The organism is Bradyrhizobium sp. (genome assembly GCF_016462955.1).
Lineage (GTDB): Bacteria > Pseudomonadota > Alphaproteobacteria > Rhizobiales > Xanthobacteraceae > Bradyrhizobium.
The window spans coordinates 2,831-8,585 of the sequence record NZ_JAEMSD010000299.1 but is presented as its reverse complement, the minus strand read 5'-3'; the positions used below and the strand labels follow the sequence as shown (position 1 = coordinate 8,585).

Annotated in this window: 5 protein-coding genes and 1 pseudogene; 1 reads left to right on the top strand and 5 read right to left on the bottom strand. The window is 64.9% G+C overall.

Going from position 1 to position 5,755, the window contains the following annotated elements; all coding sequences use genetic code 11:
- A partial coding sequence (locus tag JHD07_RS25535) for an ABC transporter ATP-binding protein/permease (RefSeq protein ID WP_291627090.1) occupies positions 1-1,800 on the bottom strand: 1,800 nt, incomplete at its 3' end.
- Between the two features lie 201 nt (positions 1,801-2,001).
- Here JHD07_RS25535 and JHD07_RS25530 point away from each other — a divergent pair.
- Entirely contained in the window at positions 2,002-2,607 is a 606-nt protein-coding gene (locus JHD07_RS25530) for a TIGR00730 family Rossman fold protein (RefSeq protein ID WP_291627088.1), read from the top strand.
- Between the two features lie 216 nt (positions 2,608-2,823).
- Here the strand turns inward: JHD07_RS25530 and JHD07_RS25525 are convergent, their stop codons facing one another.
- From JHD07_RS25525 to JHD07_RS25510, 4 genes and pseudogenes are all read right to left on the bottom strand, one after another.
- Positions 2,824-3,201 (bottom strand): VOC family protein, encoded by a 378-nt coding sequence (locus tag JHD07_RS25525; RefSeq protein ID WP_291627086.1) that lies wholly within the window; start codon positions 3,199-3,201, stop codon positions 2,824-2,826.
- Between the two features lie 112 nt (positions 3,202-3,313).
- Complete coding sequence (gene cimA / locus JHD07_RS25520; protein WP_291627085.1) at positions 3,314-4,912, bottom strand: citramalate synthase; 1,599 nt, start codon at positions 4,910-4,912, stop codon at positions 3,314-3,316.
- Positions 4,909-5,400 (bottom strand): GNAT family N-acetyltransferase, encoded by a 492-nt coding sequence (locus JHD07_RS25515; protein ID WP_291627083.1) that lies wholly within the window; start codon positions 5,398-5,400, stop codon positions 4,909-4,911. The genes cimA and JHD07_RS25515 overlap by 4 nt, the downstream gene beginning before the upstream one ends.
- A 115-nt stretch (positions 5,401-5,515) precedes the next feature.
- Positions 5,516-5,755, bottom strand: a pseudogene (locus JHD07_RS25510) (cysteine--tRNA ligase); the annotation flags it as partial.

Genomic DNA, 5,755 nt, shown 5'->3' with positions numbered 1-5,755 from the left:
GCTGGCATGGGTGCCGCGCTCGGCGATGCGGCCCTGATCCAGCACGATGATCTCGTCGGCGCCGACGATGGTCGAAAGCCGGTGCGCGATCACCAGCGAGGTGCGGTTCTTGGCCACACGGTCGAGCGCACCCTGGATCTCGTGCTCGGTGTGGGTGTCGAGCGCCGAGGTCGCCTCGTCGAGCACCAGGATCGGCGGTGCCTTGAGCACCGTGCGCGCGATCGCGACGCGCTGCTTCTCGCCGCCGGACAGCTTCAGGCCGCGCTCGCCGACCTGGGTCTCATAGCCCTTCGGCGCCATGCGGATAAAATGGTCGATCTGCGCAAGGCGCGCCGCCTCCTCGACCTCGGCGTCGGTCGCATCCCAGCGGCCGTAGCGGATGTTGTAGCGGATGGTGTCGTTGAACAGCACGGTATCCTGCGGCACCATGCCGATCGATGCCCGCAAGCTGGCCTGCGTGACGTCACGGATGTCCTGGCCGTCGATCAGGATCTTGCCGCCGGAGATGTCGTACAGGCGGAACAGCAGCCGGGAGATGGTCGACTTGCCGGCGCCGGACGGACCGACGATCGCGACCGTCTTGCCGGCCGGCACCTCGAAGCTGATCCCTTTCAGGATCGGCCGCGCCGGCTCGTAGGCAAAGCGCACGTCCTCGAAGCGTACGGTCCCGGCGGAGATCACCAGCGGTTTCGCGCCGGGAGAATCCTTGATTTCGGCGTCGCGGCCCAGCACGCTGAACATCTTCTCGATGTCGATGATCGCCTGCTTGATCTCGCGGTAGACCATGCCCATGAAGTTCAGGGGCTGGTAGAGCTGGATCATCATGGCGTTGACCAGCACGAAATCGCCGACCGTGTTGGTGCCGTTGCGCACGCCGATCGCGCACATCAGCATGGTCGCGGTGAGGCCCAGCGTGAAGATCACGGCCTGGCCGGTGTTGAGCACCGCGAGCGAAGTATAGGTGCGGACGCTCGCCTCCTCGTAGCGCTCGACCGATCTGTCGTAGCGCTGCGCCTCGCGCGCCTCGGCGCTGAAATACTTGACGGTCTCGTAGTTGAGCAGCGAGTCGATCGCCTTGGTGTTCGCCTCGGTGTCGGAATCGTTCATCTTGCGGCGGATGCCGATCCGCCACTCGGTCGCGATGTAGGTGTAGTACATGTAGAGCGTGACCGTGATCAGGGTCACGACCACGTAGCGCCAGTCGAACTGCCAGAGCAGCACCGCCAGCAGCAGCGTGACCTCGACGATGGTCGGGATCAGCTGCAGGATCACCATGCGCACGATGACCTCGATGCCCTCGCGCCCGCGCTCGAGCACGCGCGTCAGGCCGCCGGTCTTGCGCTCGAGGTGAAAGCGCAGCGACAATTCGTGCATGTGGGCGAAGGTGAGGGTCGCAAGCTTGCGCACCGCGTGCATGGCGACGCGGGCGAAGATGCCGTCGCGCCATTGCGTCAGCACCGCCATCAGGATGCGCATCACGCCATAGCTCGCGGTCAGCAGCAGGGGCGAGGCGATCACCCAGAGGTGCCAATTGTCGGCCGCGACCGGCGCGGTGTTGGCGCCGGTCAGCGCGTCCGTCGCCCATTTGAAGCTGAACGGCACCGTGAGCGTGATCAGCTTGGCGGCGAGCAGCAGGACCAGCGACCACACCACCCGCATCTTCAGATCGAAGCGGTCGCCCGGCCAGATATAGGGCCACAGATGTGCCAGCGTGCCCATCAGCGTGGCCCGTTCCAATGATCCTCCGGCAGGAGGCGGATCGGGAACGTCGGCGCCGTCGAACGATTGAGGTTGGTCCATCAAGAAGCCTGAAAGCCCGCCGGATGCGGGCGCAACTGCGATTAATGCTTTTCGCCCGTCATATAGAGCCTTCCGAATGTCCGCGCACCCCGCCAAATGGCGAATCTTCGATTGTTTATCGTCATTTACCGGTAGATTTCCGGCCAGTCCGAATCACTCGAAGGGCTTGACGCCTCTTCGCTGCAATGCATCATGGCACCAATGAGCACGATCAAAACCGTCTGTGTCTATTGCGGCTCCGGCCCTGGAACCAATCCCAACTTCATCGAAGCGGCAAAGGCGCTCGGCAAGGCGCTGGCGGACAACAAGATCCGCCTCGTTTACGGTGGCGGCTCACTCGGCCTGATGGGGGCGGTCGCGACCTCCGTGCTGGATCACGGCGGCATGGTCACCGGCATCATCCCCGACTTCCTGCGGATGCGCGAGAACGCGCTGACACGCGTGCAGGAGATGGTCGTCACGCCCGACATGCACGAACGCAAGCGGCTGATGTTCGAGCGCTCGGATGCCTTCGTCGCCTTGCCGGGCGGGCTCGGCACGCTCGAGGAGCTGGTCGAGCAGCTGACCTGGCAGCAACTCGGCCGTCACGCCAAGCCCGTGCTGCTGGCCAACATTGACGGCTTCTGGGAGCCGTTGTTCTCCCTGGTGGCGCACATGCGCCAAACCCAGTTCATCCGTGCCGGTCTGACCGTCGATATCCTGAAGGCGGACAAGGTCGAGGAGATCGTCCCGCGGCTGCGCGCTGCGGCTGCACAGATCCCCGACGACCAGCGCGATCTCGCGCCCGACGTGGCGCGGCGGCTCTGAAGCGGAATGGCTTAAGTTGATCGATTGCTGCAGGCTCGGTGCAACCTCTCCCGCTTGCGGGAGAGGTCGCGCCGAAGGCGCGGGTGAGGGCTCTCTCCTCTTGGGGGCTGTCCCATTGCGGAAAAACCCTCTCCCCAGCCCTCTCCCGCAAGCGGGAGAGGGAGTGCGCTTACCTTGTGGCAATCAAACCTGATTGCATCGCGCTTAGGCCGCCTTCTATTCCTGAGGGAACGTCACCGCCTCGATGCGATTGCCGTCGGAATCGGTGACGAAGGCGGCGTAATAGCGAACGCGGTCGTGCGGGCGTATGCCCGGCGCGCCGTCGCAGGCGCCGCCAGCAGACAGCGCAGCTGCATGAAACGCATCGACCTGGTCCGTGGTATTCGCCCGCAGGCAGATGTGCACGCCGCTATCCGCCGGCACACGCGGCATTCCCTCGCGCAGATTGATCCAGAGCTCCGGATAGGCCTTGCCGAACCCGACCATGCGCGGTCGCGTGACGAGGCGCGCTAGGCCCAACGCGGCAAGTGCCGCCTCGTAGAACTTTGCGGCACGTTCGAGATCGCTGACACCGACGGAGACGTGGTCGATCATGCTTGCCCCTCCTCGATCTCGTAGCCCGGATGAGCGAAGCGAAATCCGGGGAAAGCTTCCTCCGCGGCGTACACAGTCCCGGATATCGCTTCGCTCATCCGGGCTACGTCCTTTACGCCGGTGCCCCCGACTTCACCAACTTGTAGATCACCGAATCCATCAGCGCCTGGAACGAGGCGTCGATGATGTTCGGGGACACGCCGACAGTGGTCCAGCGGTCGCCGTTCTCGTCCTCGCTCTCGATCAGAACGCGCGTGACCGCGCCGGTGCCGCCGTTGAGGATACGCACGCGGTAGTCGATCAGCTTCAACCCCTCGATGTATTTCTGGTACTTGCCGAGGTCCTTGCGCAAGGCGACGTCGAGCGCGTTGACGGGGCCGTTGCCCTCCGCGGCCGAAATCAGGTGCTCGCCGGCGACGTCGACCTTCACCACCGCAAGCGCGACGGTGACGCGCTCCCCCAGCGCGTTGTAGCGCTGCTCGACATTGACGTCGAACTGCTCGACCTCGAAATAATGCGGCACCTTGCCGAGGGTGCGGCGCGCCAAGAGCTCAAACGATGCGTTGGCGGACTCATAAGCGTAGCCCTGTGCCTCGCGCTCCTTCAATTCCTCGACGAGGCGCGTCAGCTTCGGATCGCTCTTCTCGTAGGGGATGCCGGCACGGTCGAGCTCGGCGATGACGTTGGAGCGCCCGGCCTGGTCGGACACCAGCACCTTGCGGTGATTGCCGACCAGCTCCGGCAAAACGTGCTCGTAGGTCTGCGGATCCTTCAGCACGGCGGAGGCATGGATGCCGGTCTTGGTGACGAAGGCGCTCTCGCCGACATAGGGAGCATGGCGGTTCGGTATGCGGTTCAGCATGTCGTCGAGCGTGCGCGACACCTTGACCAGCGTCGCCAGCTTCTCGCTGGTGACGCCGATCTCGAAGGCGTCGGCAAAACCCGTCTTCAGCTTCAGCGTCGGGATCAGCGAGCAGAGATTGGCGTTGCCGCAGCGCTCGCCGAGGCCGTTCAGCGTCCCCTGGATCTGCCGCGCGCCGGCGCGCACGGCGGCGAGCGAATTGGCCACGGCCTGCTCGGTGTCGTTATGGGCGTGGATGCCGACGTGATCGCCGGGGATGTGCCTGGTCACGTCTCGCACGATGGCCTCGATCTCGTCGGGCATGGTGCCGCCATTGGTGTCGCACAGCACCACCCAGCGCGCGCCGGCCTCAAAGGCTGCCTTGGCGCAGGCCAGCGCAAACCCAGCGTCTTCCTTGTAGCCGTCGAAGAAATGCTCGCAATCGAGCATCACCTCGCGGCCGGCCGCCTTCGCCGCCGCGACGCTGTCGCGGATCGAGGCGAGGTTCTCGTCCTTCGTGGTCTCCAGCGCGACGCGGACCTGATAGGCCGACGCCTTCGCCACGAAGCAGATCGCATCGGCCTTGGCCTCCAGCAGCCCGGCGACACCAGGGTCGTTAGAGACCGAGCGCCCGGCCCGCCGGGTCATGCCGAACGCGGTGAAGCGCGCATGCTTGAGCTTCGGCTTGCTGCCGAAGAACTCGGTATCGGTCGGATTCGCCCCGGGATAGCCGCCCTCGACATAGTCGATGCCGAGATCATCCAGCATCGCTGCGATGACCTGCTTGTCCTCGAGCGTGAAGTCGACGCCGTTGGTCTGCGCCCCGTCGCGCAGCGTGGTGTCGAACAGATAAAGACGCTGCTTGGTCATGGCCCCGCTCCGAGCGTCTTCTTCATGGTGGTGTTGGCGAGCCACTCGTCGTTGATGGTGACGCTGTTGCGCTGCTGGGCGGTGTAACCGCGCTTGGCGAAGAAGCCCTCGGCGGTGTCGCTGGCATCGACCGACAGGCTCGTGGCGCCGCGGCCGCCTGCGAGCTTCTCCAGCGCGTCCACCAGCATGGTTGCGATGCCCTGCCGGCTGACAGCCGGATGCACATAGAGCATACGAATGTGATCGTTGCCGCGCAGCGAAGCAAAACCGACCGGCGAGCCTTCCAGCGTCGCGATCAGCGTCAGGTCGGACGCAAGCCGCTTGCCGAACTCCTCGTCCTCGGCCGCCGCCATCCAGGCTTCCTGCTGCGCCGCGCTATAATCGTCGCCGGTCAGCTCCTCGATGCTGGCCGAGAAGATCGCCGCGAGCACTGGCACATCTGCCGGAAGGAACGGCCGGAGGCCCGGCTTTGGGTGTGCTTGTGCCATCGTCTTCACCACATTCCATAAAGCTTCAGCACCAGCGCCACGGCGCCTGCGAGCAGCGCAATCTTCAGCGCGATGTAATAGAGCCAGTGCCGAGGAAAGGGCGTGTCGGGCCGCTTCATCGCGCGATCTCCCATGTCGTGCCTTCCTTGGAGTCCTTGATCGCAACGCCCATCGCCGCGAGCAGATCGCGGATCCTGTCGGACTCCTTGAAGTCCTTGCGCGCACGCGCCTCTGTCCGCTGCGCGAGCAGGCGCTCGACTGCACCGGCATCGACCCCGCTCGCCTGCTGCTTGCGTCCTTCCCACTGCGCCGCACTCTCCGAGAGGAAACCGAGCAGCCGCAACGACCCCGACAA